The sequence below is a fragment of the Rubrobacter tropicus genome (assembly GCF_011492945.1).
Taxonomy (GTDB): Bacteria; Actinomycetota; Rubrobacteria; order Rubrobacterales; family Rubrobacteraceae; genus Rubrobacter_D; species Rubrobacter_D tropicus.
Genome location: NZ_CP045119.1, coordinates 1656796 through 1677348, shown reverse-complemented (window position 1 = coordinate 1677348; position 20553 = coordinate 1656796). Strand labels below are relative to the sequence as shown.

Sequence of the window (20553 nt, the reverse complement as noted above, 5' to 3'; positions counted from 1 at the left end):
GCTGACAGCTCAGGTGCTGACTCGTCAGCATCGGAAAAACACGTGCTCCGCGGAGAACCCCGGCCCCATCGCCGAGAGCACGCCGAGGTCACCGGGCGAAGGCTCCCCGCTCTGCAGGAAGCGCTCCAGGATGAACAGCACCGTCACGCTGGACATGTTGCCGTGGTCGCGCAGGACGCCGCGGGAGAACGTGAGGCCGCCGCGTTCTATGCCGAGGACTTCCTCGAAGGCGTCGAGGACCTTGGCGCCGCCGGGGTGGAGGACGAAGTGCGCGAGTTCTTCGAAGGGGAGGTTCAGGGAGTCGCAGGCCCCTTGCAGGTCTTCGCGAAGCTTGGTGCGGACTATGTCGGGGACGCTCTTGGAGAGTTGGACTTTGAGGCCGGTCTCGATCAGGTCCCACCCCATCACCTCTTCGGTGTCGGGCCAGGTCGTGCTGCGGCTTCCGAGGAGTTCGGGGCCCTCCCCGCTCCCGACGACCGCCGCCGCGGCCCCATCCGCGAAGAGGCTGGTCGAGACGAGGTTGCTCTTCGAGCGGTCGCCGCGCTGGAAAGTGAGGCCGCTGAGTTCCACGCCGACCATCAGCACCTTTTGCTCCGGGTAGAGGCGGGCGTGTTCGGCGGCGCGGGCAAGGGTAGAGGCGCCGGCCGAGCATCCGAGGCCCCAGATAGGGACGCGCCTGACGTGCTCGGATAGGCCCAGGGAGAAGATCAGCTTCGAGTCGAGCGAGGGCGTCGCGATCCCGGTGGTCGAGAAGAAGAGGATCGCGCCGATCTCGCCCGGGCGTACCCCGGCCCTGTCCATCGCGCGCCTGGCCGCCTTCTCCGATAGGTCGAGCGCGTGCTCGACGTAGAGCGCGTTCTTCTCGGGGAAGGTGTGGTCCGTCTCGAACCATTCGAGTGGCACGCAGAAGTGGCGGTTCTCGACGTGGACGTTGTCGAAGACGGGGGTGAGGCGCTCTATGTCCCGATAGACCTCCCCGAACATGCCGCGCGCGAACTCCTTGACCTCGGCCTGCCCGACCCGATGCGGCGGCACGGCCCCAGCCACGGAGAGTATCTTCGGGCCGCTCAACGCGCCGCCTCCCGGCCCGGGTCAGCCTCGGGCGTCTCGCAGGTCTCGCGGAAGACGTACTGCGAGATCCTCTTTCGCTGCCGGCTCGACCAGTCTATCGTGGGACGCCTCTGGTTCTCGGGCAGGTAGCCCAGCCGGTAGACGGCCATGAGCTCCAGTTCGTCCGGGACCTTCAGGAGGTCCTGCAGCCTCTTCCAGTTCTCCGGTATCTCCATCGGCGTCGAGACGAACTGGATGCCCATGCCGAGCTCGGTGGTGGTCAGCCAGATGTTCTCTATCGCGGCCCCCATCCCGAAGACCGAGTAGAAGCCCGAGAGCTCGCCCGGCCGGTACTCCGTCTTGTCCAGCAGCACGGCGAGCAGAAGCGGGGAGCCGGCGACCAGCTTGCGGTTGTCCTCCCCGAGAGTCTTCGGGACGCCGAAGCGGTTCATCACGGCCTGGCCGGTGTTCGAGAAGACCTGGCGCGAGAAGGGCTTCAGGACCGAGGGCATCTGGTCGAAGAAGATACCGTCGCGCCGCTCCTCCATCTCGGCCTCGGAGAAGCGGAAGTACGGGCGGTAGCGTTTCCAGAACGTGCCCTCTTCCAGGAGTTGCCTCATGCTGTCGCCGCTTATGCGGGCTACTTCTTCGATCTTCTCCCTGTCCTCGACGAGCACGAAGCGCCAGGGCTGGCTGTTGAAGTGGGACGGCGCCATGCCGCCGACCTCCACGAGCAGCCGCTGGTGCTCCGGCTTTACGGGGTCGGGCAGAAAGGGGCCGTTCGTGGTCCTGCGGCGCCTCACGACTTCGAGAAAATCCAACAAACCCTCCTACAGGGAGAACACGAGCCCGGTTGCGTAAAAGACCAACGCGGCCCCCGCCAGCGCCGCGTGCCCGGCGGTCCCGGCCCGCACCCTTGGCAGGACCACGTACAGGGCGAGGACCGGCAGGAGCGCCCAGCGGTAGGGCTCACCCTGCCAGAAGCCAACCGCCACGGCCAGGGCCGCGGAGGCGAAGACGGCGAAGAAGAGCGCGTGGTGAAGCCAGCGAAAAGGCTTGGTATCTACGATGCCGAACTGCACGAGCACGCCGAGGGCGAAGTTGAGCCCGAACAGGATCGAGGCGGAGTAGAAGATCACGGACGCCAGCGGTGCTCCTTCCCGGATTGCTCTCCCGTTTATAGCACAGGCGCCGAATACGAACGTACCCGCCTTCACGGCCACCCGAAGACGGCGGACCGTGCCTCTTCGCGCGGCGACGGTGCTAAGATGCGGGGGTTCCTATAAGGTCTAATGCTATACATTCGTGGAGGGCGAGATGGAGAACGGACGCCCGGAGGCTTACATAACCGGAATCGGCGTGGTCAGCCCGGTCGGGGTCGGCCGGAAGGATTTCTGGAGCTCGCTGCTCGCCAACAAGAGCGGGGCCGGCCCGATCTCGCTCTTCGACCCGGACGGGTTCGACGTCAGAATCGCCGCCGAGTGCAACGACTTCGAGCCTACGGACTTCATGGACCGCAAGGTCGCGGCCCGCACAGACCGCTTCGCCCAGATAGGCCTCGCCTCCTCCAAGCTCGCCCTCGAAGACGGGGACGCCTGGGACACCCTCAACAACGACCCCGAAAGGGTGGGCCTGATCCTAGGCAGCGGCATCGGCGGCGTCACCAGCATGGAGACGACCCAGGCGACCATAGACAGCAAGGGCCCGACGCGGGTCAACCCGTTCTCGGTCACCAAGATCATGCCGAACTCCGCCGCCGCCCACGTCGGCATCCAGCTCGGCGTGCAGGGGCCTTCCATTACCGGTGCCCTTGCCTGCACCTGCGGGACGGACATGATGGCTTTGGGCTTCGACCTGATCCGGCGCGGCGACGCCGACATGGTCCTCTGCGGGGCCTCGGAAGCCTCCATTACCCCCGTCATTGTCGCCGGCTTTATAGCCATGCGCGCCATGAGCCGCCGCAACGACGACCCCGAGGGCGCCTGCCGCCCCTACGACTCGAACCACTCGGGCTTCCTGATAGGCGAAGGCTGCGCGATGATGCTGCTTGAGAGCGCGGAGTCCGTCGAGCGCCGCGGGGCCGAGCCGTACGCCAGGATCACCGGCGTGGGCCGCAGCACGGACGCCCACAACCTGACGGACCCGGACCCTAAGGGCCGCGGCATCCTGAGGGCCATGCGGCTCGCCGTCAAGGCCTCGGGTCTCGAAGAGGATCAGATCGACTACATCAACCCCCACGGCACGGGCACGGTGGCCGGCGACGGCCCGGAGTCCCAGGCGATGGCCCAGATCAACCCGAACGCCATGGTCTCCGCGACGAAGTCCACGCTGGGGCACTCTTTGGGCGCCTCGGGCGCCATAGAGACCGCGATCTGCGCCCTCGCCCTGAAGGAGAAGACCGTCCCCCCCATGCGCAACCTCGACTCCCTGGCCGATGGCTGCGCCGACCTGGACTACGTGGTCAACGAACCCCGCGACGCCCCCGACCTTAAGGCCGCCCTCTGCGCGAACCTCGGCGTCGGCGGCCACAACGCGGCCGTGGTCCTGGAACGGGCGTAGGTTTGTCCGAAACAGAAAATTTCCAAAGCCTCCCGGCGGGCCTACCCGAACCCGCCGACGACGGCGCGGCCGACCACCTGCCGGGGATGGCCCTGCCGCCGGTCCCCCTGCTTTCCACTGGCGGCGGGACGGTGGACCTCTCGGCGCTCCCCGGCACGACGGTTGTCTACTGCTACCCGATGACGGGCCGGCCCGACCGGGATCTTCCAGTGGGCTGGGATGAGATCCCCGGCGCCCGCGGGTGTACGCCACAGTCTTGCTCGTTCCGGGACCACCACGGGGAGCTCCGGGCCCTCGGCGCCACAGTCTTCGGCCTCAGCACGCAAAGTACCGCGTACCAGCAGGAGGCGGTCGAACGGCTGCATCTGCCGTTCGAGCTTTTGAGCGACGAGGGTCTTGGCTTCGCGAAAAAAGCCGGGCTCCCCACCTTCGAGGTCGAGGGGAGCGTGCTCACCAAAAGGCTCACCATGATTTTGGAGGGCGGGCGGATCGAGAAGGTCTTCTACCCCGTCTTCCCGCCAAACGAGAGCGCGGAGAGCGTTGTCCGGTGGCTCTCCGCGCGTGCAAGCGACTAGAGAGGTGATACGAGTGCAGAGCGTCTCAGCCGACCCCGTCTCAGAGAGGATCAGGGAACTCGAAGAGATAGTCGCCCCGCGCGGGAGCGCGCTCGTCGCCTTCTCCGGCGGCGTTGACTCCTCGCTTGCCCTGGCGATAGCGGCAAGGGCGCTGCCGGAGGGCAGGGTGCTCGCCGTCACGTCGAACAACGAGACCTACCTTCCGTCGGAGCTGGACCTCGCCCGGGACTTCGCCGCCTCCCTCGGCGTCGAACACCTGGTGGTCAACACCCGCGAGCTCGACGACCCGAACTACGCCTCGAACCCGACAAACCGCTGCTACTTCTGCAAGAGCACCCTCTACTCGGACCTGGCGAAGCTGGCCGAAGAAAAGGGCTACGCGTGCGTGGTGGACGGGGCCAACAAGGACGACGAGGGGGACTACAGGCCCGGCAGGAAGGCGGCGAAGGAGCTCGGCGTGGTCTCGCCGCTCTCCGAGGCCGGGGTCGGCAAGGACGAGGTCAGGGAGATGGCGAAGCGGCTCGGGTTGCCGAGCTGGGACAAGCCGGCGCTCGCCTGCCTCAGCAGCAGGTTCCCCTACGGGCAGGAGATCACGCCCGAGAAGCTCACCCAGGTCGCCCGCGCAGAGGAGTTCATGCGCCGCGAGGGCTTCAGGCAGGTCCGGGTCAGGCACCACGGGGAGATAGCCCGCCTGGAGGTCGGACCTACGGAGCTCGAGCGGGCCTTCGCCGAGCGGGAGAAGATCACGGCCGAGCTTCTCGACGCGGGCTTCCTCTACGTCACGCTCGACCTCGCCGGCTACAAGTCCGGCAGCCTCAACGCAGCCCTCAAGAAGGGCAAGAAGTCTTTGCCTGTGATCTCCTGATGCCGGATCTCCCCGAGGGCACGCTTCTCGTCGTCACCCTGATCGCCATGTTCGTCGGGCTCGTAGGAAGCGTCCTCCCGGCCCTGCCGGGGGTCACCCTGATCTTTATCTCGGCCCTCGTCTACGCCTACTTCACCGGCTTCGAGGCGGTCGGCGGCTGGGTGATAGCCCTCCTCGGCCTCTTCGCCGCCCTCGCCCTCGTCGCCGATTTCATAGGAACCAGCTACGGCGCCCGACGCTTCGGGGCGAGCAACTGGGGCACCGCCGGCGGCGCCATAGGCGGCATCCTCGGCGCCCTCGCGGGCCTCCTCTTCCTCGGCATCGGCTCCCTCTTCGGCCTCATCCTCGGCTCCGTAGGCGGCGTCTTTCTCGGCGAATACCTGAAACGCCGCAGGCAAGGTACGAGGGACCCCGGCACCGAACAACCCAGGGTCGAGCCCGCCCGCACGAACCAGGGAGACTGGAGACGCACCGGCCGCGCAGCAGGCGGCGTCTTCGTCGGTTACCTCATCTCCGCCATAGCGCAAGGCGTCCTCGGCCTCGCGAGCGTCATCATCTTCCTGCTGGCGTTGTAGCCAGCTTGTCGGCCCGGCGCTTCGCGCCTTTCAGCACGCCCTCTTCGAGGGCTCTCAGCCTGTCAGCCAGTCGCCCGGGCGCGCTACGCTTCCGCGACGTCCGAACGGCAGCGCAAAGCGCGGCCCGGTCACGCCTCTAACGCCAAAAGCTGACAGGCTGAGAGCGAGGCCCGCGGAGCAGTCCGATGCGTGCTGAAAGCGGAGGCCCTAGGCCGGAGCGTGCTGACTAGCTACTCTTCGTCGTGGCGTTGCTCGCGCAGGAACCCCTCCAACTCCTGGGCGAGGTCGTCCCCGGTGGGGAGGTTGCGTTCGCCGCCCTCCACCTGCGAGTCGAAGCGTTCTTCCAGCATCTGGACGTAGGAGGAGAGGTCCGAGTCCTGGGAGACGGCGACGGAGACCTGCTCCTGGTAGCTCGATGCGGTCTCTTCCAACTCGGAGGTGTCAACGTCCATCTTCAACAGGACGGAGAGGCTCTGGAGCAAGGCCAGGGCCGCGGGGGCCGATGGCACGGCCGGAAGGTAGTGCGGGACGGAGGCCCAGAGGCTCACCGACGGGAGGCCGGCCTCCGCGCAGACGCGGTGGAGCACGCCGGTGATGCCGGTCGGCCCCTCGTAGCGCGAGGCCGAGAGGTGGAGGTTCTCCACGAGGGCGGGGTCCTGGGAGTTGGCGGCCACGGAGACCGGACGCGAGTGCGGCACGTCCGCGAGCAGGGCTCCCATCGTTATAACCATCTCGGCCCCGAGTTCCTTCGCCGTCTCGGCCACCGCGTCGCAGAACGTTCTCCAGCGGAAGTTCGGTTCAGGGCCGGAGAGAAGCACCGCGCCGCGGCCACCCAGCGCGTCGAGGGAAGGCGCCGTCGCGCTCAGGGCGTTCTCGGGCCACTCTATCGTGCGCGTGACGCCGTCGGACAGCATGATCTGGGGCCGCGTGGACTGGTAGTCCAAAAACTCCTCGGCGTCGAAGGCACCGAACCGCCGCGCCTCCCAGGCGTCGTTCAGCGTGCCCACGGCGAGGCTCGAAGCCTCCGCGGCATCGTTCCATCCCGTGAAACCGGCTATCAGGATGGGCCGCTCCAACTCTGGTATCCGATCTAATTTAACGTATCTATTAGCCATGGGGCTAGCTTACCACGACCCATCCCGCGGCTAGAGTCCCGGCTAGCCCGGATGCGAGATCCGGTACACGGAGCCTGTGGCGCGCTCCAGGTAGTGGAGGCTTCCGCCCCCGCCGACCATCAAGTCCACGGGCCGGTCTATGCCGGTGGCGAAGGTGATGACCGTCTTGTCCCTGGAGTCGTAGCGGCGGATCCAACCCCCGCAGAAATCGGCGAAAAAGTAGTCGCCGACGAACGTGCGCGGGTAGGTAACGGTACCCGGATTGTAGAAGGCGCCGCCGGTGACGGCGCACCCGAGGTTCTTGCCGGTGCCGTGCCCGTAGGCGTAGAGCGGCGGGTTGTACATCGGGTCTGACTCGGGTCCCTCGTGGACGGGCCAGCCGTAGTTCGCCCCCTTTATGCCGACGTTGATCTCCTCCCACGACTGGGCCCCTACGTCGTTTATGAAGATACGCCCGCTGCCCGGCTGCACGGCGAAGGTGTAAGGATTGCGCAGCCCCATCGCCCAGATGGCCCTGTTCTCGCCCTGCGTCCGGTCGGCGAAAGGGTTGTCGGCGGGGATGGTGCCGTCCTTGTTTATCCTGAGCATCTTGCCGAGCCGGTTGCCGAAGTTCTGGGCGTTTTCCGCGGTCGCGTTCTCCCCGACGGCCACGTAGAGTTTGCCGTCATTCCCGAAGCGGATCGCGCCGCCGTTGTGGTTGGTGGCCGTGCCCAAATCGTCGAGCCTGAGGATGACCTTCTGGCTGCGCGCTATGAGCCGGTCGCCGCTCGCGGCGAAGCGAACGACGCGGTTGTGGGCCGCCATCGTGTCCGTAGCCCGCTGGGTGTAGTACAGGTAGATCCAACGGTTGCTGCGGAACGCCGGGTCGAAGGCGATCCCGAGCAGCCCGCGCTCCCCCCTGGCGTCGATCCTGGCCGAGAGGTCGATGGCCGATCTCCCGACGAGCTTTCCGTCCTCGATGACCTTGAGCTGGCCGGTTTGCTGGGCGACGAAGATCCGCCCGTCTGGGGCCATGGCCATGGTTGTCGGATCGCTCAGGCCGGCCGCGAGCCTGGCCTGGGTGAAACCCTGGGGCACGCTTCCAGCCCCCCCGGCCTCCCCGGCAGAAAGCGCCAGGGCCGCAAGCGCCGTCGCCAGTACCAGCGCGCAGATTGTTAGCACACCCCGGCGCGCCGCGGACCGATGCTCGCTCACAACCGTTCCTTTCACGGGTCACCCTCCCCTGTAGCGGATTATGTTGATGGAGTTCGTGCCGCGGGAGAGGTAGTAGAGGCTACCGGCCGGGCCGACGTCGAGGTCCACCGTGCCGCCGGCCGTGGTGGCGAAGGGCGTCACGCGGCCGGTCTGGGCGTCGCGCTTGCGGATCCAACCGTTGCAGAAGTCCGCAAAAAAGTAGTCGCCGACGTAGGACTGGGGGAACTGGTTTCGGGCCGGGGCGTAGAAGGTGCCCCCGGTGATGGCGCACCCGGTCGCGCTGGTGTTGCCGTGCCTGTAGGCGAAGAGCGGGCCCTGGGTATTCGGGTCCGACTCCGGCCCCTCGTGGCGCGGCCAGCCGTAGTTGGCGCCCCTGGCGCCGCGGTTGATCTCCTCCCACGTCCTCTGCCCGACGTCGTTTATGAACATCTTCGTCGTCCCCCGCTGTATGGCGAAGGAGAAGGGGTTGCGCAAGCCCCGCGCCCAGATGGCCCGGTTCTTGCCGGCCGCAGCCCCATAGAACGGGTTGTCGGCGGGGATGGTGCCGTCCTTGTTTATCCTGAGCATCTTGCCCTTCAAATTGCGCAAGGTCTGGGCGTTGGAGGCCTCGGCGTTCTCCCCGACGGCGACGTAGAGCTTGCCGTCCGTCCCGAAGTGCATGGCCCCGCCGTTGTGGTTGGTCCTGGCGCTAAGGTTGTCGAGGTCGAGGATGGTCCGCCGGCTGCCGGCCGCCGCGCGGTCCCCGAACGCCGTGAAGCGGGTGACGCGGTTGTGGACCCTCGGGCTCTTTACGGTGTGGTAGACGTAGACGTAGCGGTTGTCGGCGAAGTCGGGGTCGAGGGTCACGCCGAGCAGGCCGCGCTCTCCCCGCGAATCCACGTTGAGCGAAACGAACGGCCGCGGGAGCAGGCGCCCATCCTTTACCACCCGGAGGTTGCCGCCCTGCTGGGCGACGAATATCCTGCCGCCCGGCGCGAAGGTCATGGCGGTCGGCCCGTTCAACCCCCCGACGAACTTCGCCTGGGTGAAACCCCGGACCGCCTTCGCCTCGATCCCACCAGCCGCGAACAAAAGGCCGAACGAGACTGCCAGCGAGATGAACAGCGCCGCGAACAGCTTTGCGAACCCATGCTTTGCGGAGGGCGCATGAAGAATCGAGGCGCCGCCTCGTCCCGCGGTGGTTCCCAAATTACACACTCCAAGTTATCCCGGTTGCGACCGCAGCATTCTAACAGCGCCGGCGGACCGGGGGGTATTAGATCTTACCCGGCGGGAGATCGGTCAGAGAAAGCTCCGGTCGAGCCTCAGGGCTCTCTCCAGGCGCCGGTCGTACTCCCGGGCGGGGATCTCTTTTGCCCCGAGGCTGGCGAGGTGGTCGTTCTGGATCTGGCAGTCGAGCAACTCGTACCCGCGCTCTTCGAGCCGCCTCACCAGATACACGAAGCAGACCTTGGAGGCGTCGCGCGCCCGCGTGAACATGGACTCCCCCATGAACGCCCCGCCCAGAGAGACCCCGTAGAGCCCGCCGACGAGCTCTCCCTCCCTGTAAGCCTCGACGCTGTGGGCCTTGCCCGCCCGGTGCAGCCGCGTGTAAGCAGCGATGATCTCGGCGTTGATCCAGGTCTCCTCCCTCTGTGCGCAGGCCCGTATTACGCCCTCGAAGTCCTCGTCCACCCTTACCTCGTAGGTGCCCTTGCGGATCACACGCCCCAAAGACTTCGCTACCCGCAAGTCTCTGAACTCCAGTATGCTCCGAGGATCCGAGCGGTAGAACTCTATGCGTCCATAACCGTCGGCCATCGGGAACGCGCCGGCCCGGTAGCAAGCCTCCAACATCTCAACCGTCAACCTCACGCCGCCATATTACAGCCGCCGGCCCATTAGCGGTCAGCGGTCAGCGCGCTTCGGCTTCGCCTCCGCTTTCAGCTTGTCAGCCTTTTGTTTTTGGCTGAAAGCTGATAGCTGACGGCTTCGCGAACAGGTTCCGTCTCTTTGCAAACCGCTTTAGAATGAACCCCCATGACCCAGATAGAGCGCCCCACGTCCAACTCGGCCCGAGCCACCGTGACGTACCCCATCGCCCCCGAGCTCCTGCTGGCCGCTTTCCAAAACGCCATCGAAACTTTACCCCGCTGGACCGTGGGACCCTCCGAAAAGAGCGAACTAAAGGCCGTCCGCAAGACGCGCCTCTTCCGCTTCCGGGACGACGTAAAGATCCAAATCAGCGCCGACGAAACCGGCTCCAGGGCGGACCTCACGAGCGCCTCCAGAATAGGCAAAGGCGACCTCGGCCAGAACCCCCGCAACCTCAAAGAGCTCCTCCGGGCAGTGGAACGCGAGGCCCCCCATCCCCGAAGCTGACGGGCTGAAAGCGGGGGCCTGAGAAGCAGGCCCGAAGCGTGCCGACCGGCTGAAGTGCTGATCGGCTACTCGCGGAAAGTCGCGAGGATAGCCTCGTTCGCCTCCTGGTCTGGTATGAGCACCTGCGCCCCGCTAGAGAGCGTCTCGGGGTAGCCCTTCAGTTGGACGGCCTTCAGGTCGCCCTTGCCGCCGTTCGTGGCGAGGGCGCGACCCAGGGAGATCGCCTGCAGGAGCCCCAGGTCGGTGTCCATGTTTTCGTTCGCGATCTTGAGCATGGCCGGCATCTTGGTGACGGTGTTCCACGCGAGCATCTTGGAGCGGAGGGCGGTGAGCAGCTTCTGCTGGCGTTCTATGCGGTCGAGGTCCCCGCCGGCCGACCCACGGTAGCGCGCGTAGTAGAGGGCCTTGCGCCCGCCGAGCCTCTCCACCCCCTCGCCCATGTGCCACTTCTCGGGGAACTCGCCGGGCTCGATCTTCACCTTGACCCCCCCGAGGGCCTCTATGACGTCCTCAAAACCCTCGAAGTCTACGATCGCGTGGGCGTCTATGGGGACGCCCGTGAGGCCCTCCATCGCCGCCTTCGCCTGCTCCACCCCGCCGTAGGCGTAGGCCGTGTTGATCCGGTCCTCCACGCCCGGCTCGACCTCGACGAACAGGTCCCTCGGCACGGACAGTAGCTCGACGCGCCCGGTCCCCGGCGTGACCTGCGCCAGCATGATGGTGTCCGAGCGGCTGGAAGAACCCTCCGCCGCGCTCGGCCTGCGGTCGACCCCGAGCAGGAGCACGTTCAGGGGCTCTTCGGAAGCGGGCGGGGGTTCCGGCTTCTCTTTCTCCTCCATCTCGGTATTACCTGACGAGTCGGACCCGGGGCCGGCATCCTCGGAGCCGGTCTCTTCTTTGGGGAGCTCCGTCCGTTCGCCCAGCGCGTCGAGCGGCCCGGAGCGCCCGTCCGTCGCCGTACCGCCGGAGCCCACCCCCCCGCCGGCGAGGTCTTCGTTCTGGGGGAGCAAGGCCGGGAGCGAGACCCCGGCCTGGATACCCAGGCCGAGCATCGCGCCAACAAGGACCACGAATACCGCGAGCCACCGGCGCCTGCGGTACACCTTGCTCCGTTGCGTCCGGCCGGCGGACCGGAGCTGGTCCTCGATGGAACGATATTGATCTTCTCTTCGGTACAAGCCTTCTCTCTTCTCCGAACTTCTCGGGGACCGGGGACTGCCCTCCACACCTCGATGACGGGTGAGCCTGCGCCCCTGCGGTCTTACTTTCGACGGGCAATACTAACCGATTGGGCCCCCGGATGATCCCGAAGGTTCTGACGAGTCTACAACACCGGCCGGATCTCCGGCCGCCTAACCCCGCTGATCCCCACCCGAACTCCCCCTTCTCATGCCGCCCGGGGGGCCGGGCCTCGTGGGACCATCGCCCGGTCCTCCGGGGGTGGCGGGCCTTACAGGCGGGCCGCCCGTCCGCTTTTCGAGCCCGCCGGCGAGCAGCGCGGCAAGCGTCCGGTTACCCAGTAGGGCCGTCCTCCGACGGAGGTCGAGCACCGTCTTCAACTCCTCCGGGGTGAGGTCGTAACCGTACGCGGCGAGGGTGCGTTCGGGGTCCTTTCTTATGCCGGATAGAAAGGCCGGGTCGGAAGCGGCCCTGGCGGCCAGGTTACGCAGGATGGCCTCACGCACGCGCCGGCTCCTCCGTCGAGGTCGGACGGGTTTTGCGGGCGAAGATCAGGTGCGTGCTCCTGCCCGGAACGGGCTCGAACTCGACGCCCTCGTACCCGGCCCGCGCGAGCCAGCCTTCGTACTCTTCGGCCGTGTACGTGTTGCCGCGCGCGGTCGTCACGAGCATGTTGACCGCGAAGAGGGCGGCGTCCTCGCCCAGGCCCCGCACGAACTCCCTGACCACCAGCAGGCCGGCAGGCGCGAGCGAGCCGCGCATCCTGGCGAGGAGCGCCAGGTTCTCCCGCGGCCCGTACATGTGGGAGGTGTTGCCGAAGTAGACCGCGTCGAAGGGCCCCTCGGGAAGCCCCTCGTTCATGTCGCCCGCGACCGTCTCGACGCCCGCCGCGTGTAGGGTGCTCCGCATAAGGTCTATGACTACTGGACGGTCCAGAACCGTTACACGCGCCCCGCCACGCGCGAACGCCTCGGCGTTGGTGCCGGGCCCACCGCCCACGTCGAGTATCCGCGCCCCTTCCGGCAACCGGGGCAGAACGGAGGCGGCAACGGCCTCGGCTCCGGGCATGGCCCCGCGCCGCATGGCCGCTATAAACGTCGCCGCGCCGCCGAAGTCGGGCGCGGTCCGATCCTCGATGGGCCTGCCGGTGCGCAGGACCTCGGGCAGCCGACTCCAGCTCCCCATCAACTCGAACCGATGCACCACGCTCTGCCCCACGTATTCGGGATGCTCCGCCACCAGAAGCGGCCCCCTGTGCTCCTCGCCCAGCAAGAAACCGTCGTCACCCTCGACCAACACCCCGAGCTCGGCGAGGGCCGAGAGGACGACGTGGACGGCCCGCGCGTCGAGACCGAGGTCGCCGGCAACGTCGGCGGACGAAGACGGACGCTCGGCGACGGCCTCGAGCAGCCCGTCTCGCAGGGCCGCACCGAGCAGGATCGCCCACCGCCAGTCGAGCTCCGTGTAGTTCACGGCAGGCTCAAAACAGCGGGCCGATCTCCCCCACCACCTCGCCGTGCAGGCCGCGCGTGGCACGCCGCTCGTCCCCCGTAACCCCCACCCCGCGGCCTCCGAGGGCGGCGACGGCCGCGGGACGGACGGCACGTCCCCCGCCGTCCGAAATCTTGATCGCAAGCCCCCAGCCATCCGAACTGCCGGCGGCGAACACGCCCTCAGCGCCACTCTTGCACACGAGGTCGGTAGACCCCATCAGTTCCGTGTCCAGGCGGCCGGTACCCGCGACCATGAAGGGGTGGGCCCGCATCGCGCGCCAAACCCTCGCCGCGGCGGCGGCGACCTCATCGGAGAGCCCATCTCCTGTCGTGATCCGGGCAAAGCCGGTGGCGAGGTTCTTCAGGGGCAACGCGAAGGCCGGCACGCCGCAGTCGTCGCCGGCCACCAGCACCTCATCGTTTCGCAGGCCGCAGACTTCGGCCACGAGTTCCAGGATGCGGAGTTGGAGGGGGTGATCCGGGCTACGGTAGCCGCCAGTCGCGAGCCCCTCGTGGGCGCAGACGGCGAGCATACCCGCGTGCTTTCCCGAGCAGTTGCCGTGGATCGGACGCGGCTCGTCCCCCGCCCGGGTCAGCTTCGCCGCCTCCGGCGCGTACATCGGCGGGTGGGCGCCGCTCTGGAGGTCGTCCTCTGAGAGCCCCGCTTTCTGGAGCAAAGAACGCACGGCTTCGAGGTGCGGCTCCTCGGCGTTGTGGGAGGCGCAGGCGACGGCCAACTCAGCGTCCGAGAGGCCAAAGGTGTCCGCCGCGCCAGAAAGGAGGAGCGGGAGCGCCTGGAAAGGCTTGGCCGAGGAGCGCGCGTAGACGTAGGCATCCGGGTCGCCCGCCGCGTCCAGAACATTCCCCGAGGGGTCGCAGAAGACGAAGCGGCCCCTGTGGACGCTCTCGACGATGGCCCCGCGCCGGATGGCCACGAGTGGGAGATCTTCCGGGAGACCCGCTTCGTTCTCTGGCAGCTCAGTCATCGGCGAGCTGGATCACGTACAGCGCAAGCGTGTCGTGCGCGACGCGCATCCTGCCCATCGCGGCGAGGAACTCCCCGTCCGCCAGGTAAGCCCGCGCCTCGCTGACGAGGGGACGCACGGCCTCGAGCACCGCGTCGTCGGCGCCTCCGGGGCTCCCGCCGCGCAGGCTGGCCTCGACCATGCCGAGCATCACGTCCACGCGGGGGTTGTTCGTCCACATCGAGATGACCGCGATGTCCACGTAGCTGTGGATCCTGAGCAGGTACGCCGCCCGCAACCGCCCGTCGGGCTTCTTTCCTGCGCTCACGAAAACCACCGCCGGATGTTCTCCGAGAGGATGCCGGGCAGCGCCTCGTCGGGCACGCCCGCCGCCTCGGCCGCGGCGAGGGTGCCGTGCAGCGTCGAAGGCAAATCCCCGTAAGGGATGTCCGAGCCGTAGCTTATGCGCGAGGGGTCGAGCGTCGAGAAGAGCACGTAGAGGTCCTTCGCCCGGACCACCGACGTCTCGAAGTGCACGTTCGGGTGGTCCTCGAAGGCGCGCACCGCCTCCAGTATCTCGACCATCCCGGCGTGGCCCAGGATCAGGCGCAGTTCGGGGTGGGCCTCGATCGTCGGCAGCAGGGGCTCGACGATCCGCTGCATCGCGAAACCGGCGTGTATCAGGACCGGCAGGTCGGCCTCCGCCGCCTTCGCGAAGAGCCTGACGGCCCGCGGGTCGTCCAGCTCGAACTGCTGGGAGACGGGGTGCAGCTTGAGCCCCATGAAGCCCCGCTCAACGCACCTATCGAACTCCCTGTCGTAGTCGAGGTGCGGGTTGAGGCGGAAGAAGGGGACGAAAGAGCCCGGGTACTCCTCGTGGGCGGCCCAGATCACATCGTTGGGGCCCGAGTAGTCGTCGCGGGCGTTGGGATCGTTGAGCGGGAAGACTATGCTCTTCGCGACGCCGGCGGCCTCCATCTGCTCGCGCATGCTCTCCGCGGTCACCGTCCGGCCGTCCACGTCGGCGCCTATGTGCGCGTGGGCGTCGAAGACCTCGACGCCGGGAGGAATCTTGCCCCGCACCCACCTCCAGACGTCCGTCATGGCCCCGGTCGTAAGGGCTTCTATTCCTCTCTTGCGCTCCGTCTCCAACGCACCCGCCGATCCAGCCAGAGATTCAGGGTCAAACAACCGTGCAATGTTATCAGAGGGCCGGACGAATGCCCGGCTTTTACCCACCGGCCGCGGGGGACGCGGAGGATGCCGCCGGAGAGGCCGAGGGGGAGGCGGCCGGCGAGGCCGACGGAGAGGCCGAAGGGGAGGATGTCGGCCCGGGCGTCCGGGTGGTCGTCTCCCCGGGGGTCGGCGTGGGGCTTGCGGGCTCGGGAGTCGTCGGTTCCGTCCTTACGGGTTGGGTGGGCGGTTCCGGCGCGGGCTCGAAGACCGCGAAAAGGACCGTGGACAGCACGACGGCGACGACCGCGGCCCCGATCAGGAGCACCGGGGAGAGGACGGCCGAAAGGACGTAAAGGCTCCGGCGTGAGCGGTTCGTGCCGCGCAGCGCCAGGTACACGGCCAGGGCGGCGGCAGGCAGGCAGATGGCGAGCAGCCACCAGGGGACGTAGTACACCGGGTCACCTCCCTCTCCTGTCGTATCCACCTCCGGCGGCGCCACTATTCCAGGGCGCGCGGCTACTCTACGGGACGAAGGTTGCAGAAGGGCGACGCGGGTGTAACGGTCCGGCTACGCCGCGGGCGCGGAGGATCACCCCTCGCGGCGCAGGGTGAGCATCGAGACGCGCTGGCCGTCCACGCTCTTGACGTGCAAGGTGGCGCCGTCGGCCTCGACGGAGTCGCCGGCCTCGGGCGGGCGCCCCAGGGAACCGAGGACGTAGCCGCCGATGGTCTCGAAGTCCTCGTGCGGGAGGTCGAGGTCGAAATGCTCGTTCACGTCGGTAATCGGGATGCGGCCGTCTATGGCGAAGAGGCCCTCGCCGATGGGTTCGATGGCGGCCTCGCCCTCGTCGAACTCGTCCTGGATCTCCCCCACTATCTCTTCGATGATGTCTTCTATGGTGATGAGCCCCTCGACGGAGCCCCACTCGTCTATGACAATCGCCATCTGGAGGTTGCGGGTCTGAAACTCGCGCAGGATCTGCTCGATGGGCTTGTTCTCCGGGACGACGAGGCACTCCCGGATCACGTCCCTGATGTCGAAGCCCTTGGGGTCCTCACCCGCCGCCCGGAACAGGTCCTTGACGTGGACGGCGCCCAGGATGTTGTCCAGATCCTCCTCGAAGACCGGGTAACGCGTGTAGCGGCCGAAGGCTGCCCTCTCGGCCAGCTCGGCGAGTGGGGCGTTGCTCGGCAGGGCTTCTATGTCGGGCCTGGGGACCATGATCTCGCGCGCCACCCGGTCCCCGAAGTCGAAGACGTTGTTCAGGTACTCGCGCTCTTCCGGGTCCAGAACGCCCGAGGCGGTGGACGAGGAGATCATGATGCGCAGCTCCTCCTCCGAGTGGGCCTCCATCTCCTCGCCGAGCCTGATGCCCCAGGGCTTCAGAACGAAGTTCGTCGAGGTGTTGACGACCCAGACCACGGGCCGCAGCAGGAGCCGCGAGAAGTTGAGGGGGCGGCTGATCCAGAGCGAGACCCTCTCCGCTTTCTGGATGGAGAAGTACTTGGGCGCCTGCTCCCCGAAGACCAGGTGGGCGTAGGTTATGACCCCGAACCCGACGATTACCGAGACGACCGTTACGACCCTGTCGCTCGCGACGCCGATGTTGCGCAGTACCGGCTCTATGAGGTGCGAGACCGCGGGCTCGCCGACCCAGCCAAGAGCGAGGGAGGCGACGGTGATGCCGACCTGGCAGACGGAGAGGTTGGAGTCCAGATCCCTCAAGGTCTGGCGCACGACCCCGGCCCGCGCGCTACCTTCCTGCTCCAACTGTACGATGCGCGACTCCCGCACCCTGACGAGGGCAAACTCCGCCGCGACGAAAAAGGCGTTGAGGCCCACGAGAACCAGGGCCGTTAAGAGGTTAAGCCAGGTTAAGAGGGTTTCGTCCAAGTGTGTTTTCTCGTCCCGGCGCGGGTACGCGGGGCGGGTAGAGGCCGGTTCGGATAAATCTCTTCCATCACGTGACGAACCGGATTATATCGCAGCCCCCCATCCCCGCGAAACCCGCCCACGACGAGGGGGCCCGGCCGCATCACGGCCGGGCCCCCCGGGTGGTGCCCTCGGAGTTTTCGGGCGCCTCTACGCGAGCCCTTCGGCCTCGTACTCGCGCAGGAAGCCCTCGAAGAGGCGGCGGTGACCCTGCTCGTCGTGGAGGATGGCGATAAACATGTCGTTGGTGACGGGGTCGACCTCCTCCGTCTCCTCGACGATGCGGGTGTAGTGCTGGATGGCCCCGTCTTCGGCGTCGATGACGCCCTTTATGACGTGGACCACGTCGATCTGGTCCTCCGGCGGCTGCAGCTTCTCCTGCACGGCCTTGAAGTCCATCGAGCCCGGCACCACGCCGTAGAGCTCCTTGATGCGCGCCGCGATCTGCTGCGCGTGCCCCAGCTCCTCCTGGATGTCCTCCTCGATGTTCTCCTTGACCTCCTGCGCCCGCACACCGTCGGGGTTGATGGAGTTGGTGACGTAGTTCATCACCGTCTCGAGCTCCATGAAGTAGGCGGTCTTCAGAAGCTCGACGATTGCGTCGCGCCTGTCGGCGAGCTCCTCAGAGAGGATGCCCTCGCTGCCTCGATTGGTCTCCACTGGTCGGAACCTCCTGCTAGAACGTTTCGGGCGTTACGGTCCAATCGTACCCCCGCGGCCCCCGGATAAACGTGAACTGAAAGGCATCAGGTTTCAGGCTACGGGGGCAGCGTTCGGGACGAGGTCCCGACCTCCCATCTCTGAAGCCGAGAGCCTCCGGAGGAGGCGGCCTGATGCCCGTAACCCGAAGCCTCCTTACGCCGGCTCTCGCTCGCGGAAACGCTTGGGTCTGTAGCGCTCGATGTACCTACGGTAGTTCTCGACCTCCTCTCTGGCGCGATCCTCGGTCCAGCCGAGGTGCTCGACCGCGACCTTCGCCGCCGCCTCGTCCACGTCCAGCGCCACGTTCGGGCCGAGGCCCACCATGGTGCGCCTGAGAAGGGCGTCGGCCAGGGTCTCGGCCATCTCCCGCCTGAAGGCGTAGAGGACCTCGCACCCCATCAGGCCCGTCTCGACGGCCGGGTCGGGGGCGAGCGAGACGCGGAGGGACGGGTCGTCGCCGGCCTCGTCCAGCACCTCGGGCGCGCGGACGCCGTAGAGCCTGAGGAGCCTCTCGGAGAGCTCATCGGTGAGCCCGCTCGTCGCCTTGAACTCGGCGGAGAAGTTCTCGAAGTCGTCGACGGCCCCGCCGGGGAGCGGGACCTTGTCGGTGACGCAGGCGGGGGCGCTCCGGCCGAGTTTCTTGTAGGCGACGTCGACCGTCTGGCGGGCGAGGTTCCGGTAGGTCGTCAGCTTGCCACCTACTATGGAGACGAGGCCGTCGGCCTTGGGGCCGGCGCCCTCGACCGTGAGCCGGCCGCCGGCGGCGGAGCGGCCCGTGGCGTGGTCGTAGACGACGTGGCTGCGCGTGATCGAACTCTCCGAACCCTCGGGCTTGAACGGGAGCGGCCTGACGCCCGAGTACGTGAAGAGCACGTTCTCCCTGGTCAGGTTGGCCGTCGGCACGACGGCGTTCGTCTCGTCTATGAGGTAGTCCATCTCCTCGTCGTTGGCGGAGACGTGGTCGAGGTCGTCCCTGTAGCGGAAGTCGGTGGTGCCGATGAGGTAGCGGCCGTTCCACGGGACTATGAAGTAAGGCCGCCCGTCCCGGCGGGCCTCGACGTACAGGGCGTCCTGGGGGGCGCCGGGGAAGGGGTCGACTATCAGGTGCGAGCCCTTTGTGCCCCCGATCATCTTCCCCTCGTCCTCCTTGCTCTCCTGCGGGTCCATCCCGAACGTGCCCGAGCCGGCGAGCACCCGGTCGACCCACGGCCCGGCCACGTTGACCGTCACGGGCGCGAAGGCCTTGTACACGCCCCCGTTCAGGCCGTCCTCGAACTCGACGCCGGCCGCCCGCGGAAGCCCGCCGTTCGCCGGGGCGTCGAAGAGCAGGCGCTTGACCTCGGCGTGGGTAATGACCGTGGCGCCGTGCTCGCGGGCGCTCACGGCGTTCTCGACCGCTATGCGTTCGGCGTACTCGACCTGCCCGTCGTAGTAGGTGGCGGCGCCCAGGAGGCCTTCGGGGTTCAGGCCGGGGTAGCGTTCGAGGGCCTCCTCGCGGGAGAGCATCTTGTGGTTCGGTACGGACTTGTCGAAGGAGAGGGTGTCGTAGCCGATCATGCCGAGGCGTATAAGGCCGGGCCCGCGCTTGCTCCTCTCGTAGATCGGAACCACGAACCGGAGCGGCTTGACCAGGTGCGGCGCTATGTGAAGGAGCTTCTCCCGCTCGGCCAGGGACTCCCTGACAAGATGGACCTCGTAGTGCTCCAGGTAGCGCAGGCCCCCGTGGATGAGACGGGTGGACCACTGGGTCGTGCCGTCGGAGATGTCGCCCTTGTCGAGGAGCAGGACCTTCAGGCCGCGCATGGCGGCGTCGCGGGCGATGCCGGAGCCGTTGATGCCGGCCCCGATCACGACGAGGTCGAAGGGATAATCGCCTATGTCGTTGGGGATCTGGCGGTTCATGGGGCCTCTCTTTCTAGGACCTTTGGTCCCCTGGTTGTACTTCATCGAGCCGCGCCCTTATGTGTGCCAACTCTTGCAGGACTACGCGGTCCGTCGCCGACATCCCCCGCACGTTCTCCAGCAGGCTCTCGACGTCCTCCTCCACCTCCTCGACGTCTTCTTCCAACTCGTCCACTTCTTTCTCTAATTCCTCGACGTCCTCACCCAGAAGCAATTGTTGCGCAAAAGCGGCGACCCCGCCTATTAGCATCGCCAGGATCACGTTCCCGGTCCACTGCAACACCATCGAGAGGACCTTCCCCTCCGTCGTCTGGGCCGAGATGTCCCCGTACCCGACGGTGTTTACGGTGGTGTTCGCCCAGTACACCCCGTCGAAGACGCTGACGCCTTCGAGCCTGGCGAAGGCGAGCCCGCCGCCGAAGACGGCTATGAACGCGAGCACGACCGCGTAGGGAAGCAACGTGATGTTGACGAAACGCCCGAGCACGGCGGGCATCATGTCGATGAGCCTGAGGAGCCGCAGCACCCACAGCGCCTGGAGCACCCCCGGCAGCAGAGGGACGGTGAGCACGAGCACCGTCAGGTCGAGCTTGTTGTGGCGCAGGAACTCCCGGTTGTCCGGGGCGAGGCGGAGCATGTAGACGAACTCGAAGAAGAACCAGGCGTAGATCGCCCAGTTTAGCGCCGCGCTCGCCACGGCGAGCGCCCCCCGCGGCTCCGAGAAATGAAGGACGAGCGCGGGGATCACGAGCAGGACCACGACGACGGTGGGCGCGTCGAGCCTGCGGGCCTTGGCCGCCTGCTCCTCGGTCATGCCGGGCACGACGTGGGTGGTGCGTCCAAGGTCCGAGCCTCTTGCCGCCGTGGCGCCCATGCTCTCTCCTCCTATCGGGTCCCCAAGTCTACGCG

General features: G+C 67.2%; 23 protein-coding genes. 6 read left to right on the top strand and 17 right to left on the bottom strand.

Annotated elements, in window-relative coordinates:
- Positions 1–24: 24 nt before the first annotated feature.
- The 3 genes from GBA63_RS08250 to GBA63_RS08240 are packed head-to-tail and all read right to left on the bottom strand — an operon-like array spanning position 25 to position 2189.
- Positions 25–1071 (bottom strand): type III polyketide synthase, encoded by a 1047-nt coding sequence (locus GBA63_RS08250; RefSeq protein ID WP_228282373.1) that lies wholly within the window; start codon positions 1069–1071, stop codon positions 25–27.
- The gene (locus GBA63_RS08245) at positions 1068–1871 is read right to left on the bottom strand and encodes a nitroreductase family protein (RefSeq protein WP_166175120.1); all 804 of its coding nucleotides are present in this window, start codon (positions 1869–1871) and stop codon (positions 1068–1070) included. Before GBA63_RS08245 ends, GBA63_RS08250 begins: the two co-directional genes overlap by 4 nt.
- Before the next feature lie 9 nt (positions 1872–1880).
- Positions 1881–2189, bottom strand: coding sequence for a hypothetical protein (locus tag GBA63_RS08240; protein WP_166175118.1), 309 nt, complete (start codon positions 2187–2189; stop codon positions 1881–1883).
- 178 nt (positions 2190–2367) lie between these two features.
- On the opposite strand from GBA63_RS08240, the gene GBA63_RS08235 reads away from it, so the two are divergent.
- Genes GBA63_RS08235 through GBA63_RS08220 form a run of 4 tightly spaced genes read left to right on the top strand, consistent with a single transcriptional unit; the run spans position 2368 to position 5624 of the window.
- Positions 2368–3609 (top strand): beta-ketoacyl-[acyl-carrier-protein] synthase family protein, encoded by a 1242-nt coding sequence (locus GBA63_RS08235; protein WP_166175116.1) that lies wholly within the window; start codon positions 2368–2370, stop codon positions 3607–3609.
- Between the two features lie 2 nt (positions 3610–3611).
- A complete protein-coding gene (locus GBA63_RS08230) occupies positions 3612–4184 on the top strand; it encodes a peroxiredoxin (protein ID WP_228282372.1) in 573 nt (190 codons plus the stop codon).
- Positions 4185–4197: 13 nt separating this feature from the next.
- A complete protein-coding gene (gene larE, locus GBA63_RS08225) occupies positions 4198–5049 on the top strand; it encodes an ATP-dependent sacrificial sulfur transferase LarE (RefSeq protein WP_166175114.1) in 852 nt (283 codons plus the stop codon).
- Entirely contained in the window at positions 5049–5624 is a 576-nt protein-coding gene (locus GBA63_RS08220; protein WP_166175112.1) for a DUF456 domain-containing protein, read from the top strand. Before larE ends, GBA63_RS08220 begins: the two co-directional genes overlap by 1 nt.
- A 230-nt stretch (positions 5625–5854) precedes the next feature.
- On the opposite strand, the gene GBA63_RS08215 is transcribed toward GBA63_RS08220, so the two are convergent.
- The 4 genes from GBA63_RS08215 to aat all read right to left on the bottom strand — a co-directional run bounded on the left by GBA63_RS08215 (position 5855) and on the right by aat (position 9787).
- Positions 5855–6739, bottom strand: coding sequence for a PAC2 family protein (locus GBA63_RS08215; protein WP_166175110.1), 885 nt, complete (start codon positions 6737–6739; stop codon positions 5855–5857).
- A gap of 42 nt (positions 6740–6781) precedes the next feature.
- Positions 6782–7933 (bottom strand): PQQ-dependent sugar dehydrogenase, encoded by a 1152-nt coding sequence (locus GBA63_RS08210; RefSeq protein ID WP_166175108.1) that lies wholly within the window; start codon positions 7931–7933, stop codon positions 6782–6784.
- An 18-nt stretch (positions 7934–7951) separates the two neighbouring features.
- Entirely contained in the window at positions 7952–9121 is a 1170-nt protein-coding gene (locus GBA63_RS08205) for a PQQ-dependent sugar dehydrogenase (RefSeq protein ID WP_207957144.1), read from the bottom strand.
- 93 nt (positions 9122–9214) lie between these two features.
- Positions 9215–9787 carry a leucyl/phenylalanyl-tRNA--protein transferase gene (aat, locus tag GBA63_RS08200; protein WP_166175106.1) on the bottom strand — a complete coding sequence of 191 codons (573 nt, stop codon included), beginning with the start codon at positions 9785–9787 and terminating at the stop codon, positions 9215–9217.
- Positions 9788–9952: 165 nt separating this feature from the next.
- Here aat and GBA63_RS08195 point away from each other — a divergent pair, with 165 nt between their 5' ends.
- Positions 9953–10294 carry a DUF1499 domain-containing protein gene (locus GBA63_RS08195; protein WP_166175104.1) on the top strand — a complete coding sequence of 114 codons (342 nt, stop codon included), beginning with the start codon at positions 9953–9955 and terminating at the stop codon, positions 10292–10294.
- A 65-nt stretch (positions 10295–10359) separates the two neighbouring features.
- Here GBA63_RS08195 and GBA63_RS08190 read toward each other — a convergent pair whose 3' ends face one another.
- The 6 genes from GBA63_RS08190 to GBA63_RS08165 form a co-directional block, all read right to left on the bottom strand.
- Positions 10360–11397, bottom strand: a complete 1038-nt coding sequence (locus GBA63_RS08190; protein ID WP_166175102.1) for an LCP family protein — start codon at positions 11395–11397, stop codon at positions 10360–10362.
- Positions 11398–11646: 249 nt separating this feature from the next.
- Positions 11647–11979 (bottom strand): hypothetical protein, encoded by a 333-nt coding sequence (locus GBA63_RS08185; protein ID WP_166175100.1) that lies wholly within the window; start codon positions 11977–11979, stop codon positions 11647–11649.
- On the bottom strand, positions 11972–12946 hold the full coding sequence (locus GBA63_RS08180) for a class I SAM-dependent methyltransferase (RefSeq protein ID WP_166175098.1): 975 nt from the start codon (positions 12944–12946) through the stop codon (positions 11972–11974). The genes GBA63_RS08185 and GBA63_RS08180 overlap by 8 nt, the downstream gene beginning before the upstream one ends.
- Positions 12947–12953: 7 nt before the next feature.
- Positions 12954–13901 carry an asparaginase gene (locus tag GBA63_RS08175; protein ID WP_166175096.1) on the bottom strand — a complete coding sequence of 316 codons (948 nt, stop codon included), beginning with the start codon at positions 13899–13901 and terminating at the stop codon, positions 12954–12956.
- A 43-nt stretch (positions 13902–13944) separates the two neighbouring features.
- Positions 13945–14259, bottom strand: coding sequence for a hypothetical protein (locus tag GBA63_RS08170; protein ID WP_166175094.1), 315 nt, complete (start codon positions 14257–14259; stop codon positions 13945–13947).
- Positions 14256–15083, bottom strand: coding sequence for an amidohydrolase family protein (locus GBA63_RS08165; protein WP_166175092.1), 828 nt, complete (start codon positions 15081–15083; stop codon positions 14256–14258). Before GBA63_RS08165 ends, GBA63_RS08170 begins: the two co-directional genes overlap by 4 nt.
- A gap of 68 nt (positions 15084–15151) precedes the next feature.
- On the opposite strand from GBA63_RS08165, the gene GBA63_RS08160 reads away from it, so the two are divergent.
- Positions 15152–15460: a hypothetical protein gene (locus GBA63_RS08160; RefSeq protein WP_166172259.1), complete on the top strand. Its 309-nt coding sequence runs from the start codon at positions 15152–15154 to the stop codon at positions 15458–15460.
- A gap of 236 nt (positions 15461–15696) precedes the next feature.
- On the opposite strand, the gene GBA63_RS08155 is transcribed toward GBA63_RS08160, so the two are convergent.
- From GBA63_RS08155 to GBA63_RS08140, 4 genes are all read right to left on the bottom strand, one after another.
- A complete protein-coding gene (locus tag GBA63_RS08155) occupies positions 15697–17001 on the bottom strand; it encodes a hemolysin family protein (protein WP_166175090.1) in 1305 nt (434 codons plus the stop codon).
- Positions 17002–17190: 189 nt separating this feature from the next.
- Positions 17191–17700, bottom strand: coding sequence for a ferritin-like domain-containing protein (locus GBA63_RS08150; protein WP_166175088.1), 510 nt, complete (start codon positions 17698–17700; stop codon positions 17191–17193).
- A 195-nt stretch (positions 17701–17895) separates the two neighbouring features.
- Positions 17896–19644 (bottom strand): glycerol-3-phosphate dehydrogenase/oxidase, encoded by a 1749-nt coding sequence (locus GBA63_RS08145; RefSeq protein ID WP_166175086.1) that lies wholly within the window; start codon positions 19642–19644, stop codon positions 17896–17898.
- A 13-nt stretch (positions 19645–19657) separates the two neighbouring features.
- A complete protein-coding gene (locus GBA63_RS08140) occupies positions 19658–20518 on the bottom strand; it encodes a potassium channel family protein (protein WP_166175084.1) in 861 nt (286 codons plus the stop codon).
- Between the last annotated feature and the right edge of the window lie 35 nt (positions 20519–20553).

Bases quoted from the DNA above. Each gene is read 5' to 3' on its own strand.
- GBA63_RS08235 (WP_166175116.1), top strand. From the start codon at position 2,368: ATGGAGAACGGACGCCCGGAGGCTTACATAACCGGAATCGGCGTGGTC.
- GBA63_RS08220 (WP_166175112.1), top strand. From the start codon at position 5,049: ATGCCGGATCTCCCCGAGGGCACGCTTCTCGTCGTCACCCTGATCGCC.
- GBA63_RS08215 (WP_166175110.1), bottom strand. From the start codon at position 6,739: ATGGCTAATAGATACGTTAAATTAGATCGGATACCAGAGTTGGAGCGG.
- GBA63_RS08195 (WP_166175104.1), top strand. From the start codon at position 9,953: ATGACCCAGATAGAGCGCCCCACGTCCAACTCGGCCCGAGCCACCGTG.
- GBA63_RS08160 (WP_166172259.1), top strand. From the start codon at position 15,152: ATGCCCGGCTTTTACCCACCGGCCGCGGGGGACGCGGAGGATGCCGCC.
- GBA63_RS08145 (WP_166175086.1), bottom strand. From the start codon at position 19,644: ATGAACCGCCAGATCCCCAACGACATAGGCGATTATCCCTTCGACCTC.
- GBA63_RS08140 (WP_166175084.1), bottom strand. From the start codon at position 20,518: ATGGGCGCCACGGCGGCAAGAGGCTCGGACCTTGGACGCACCACCCAC.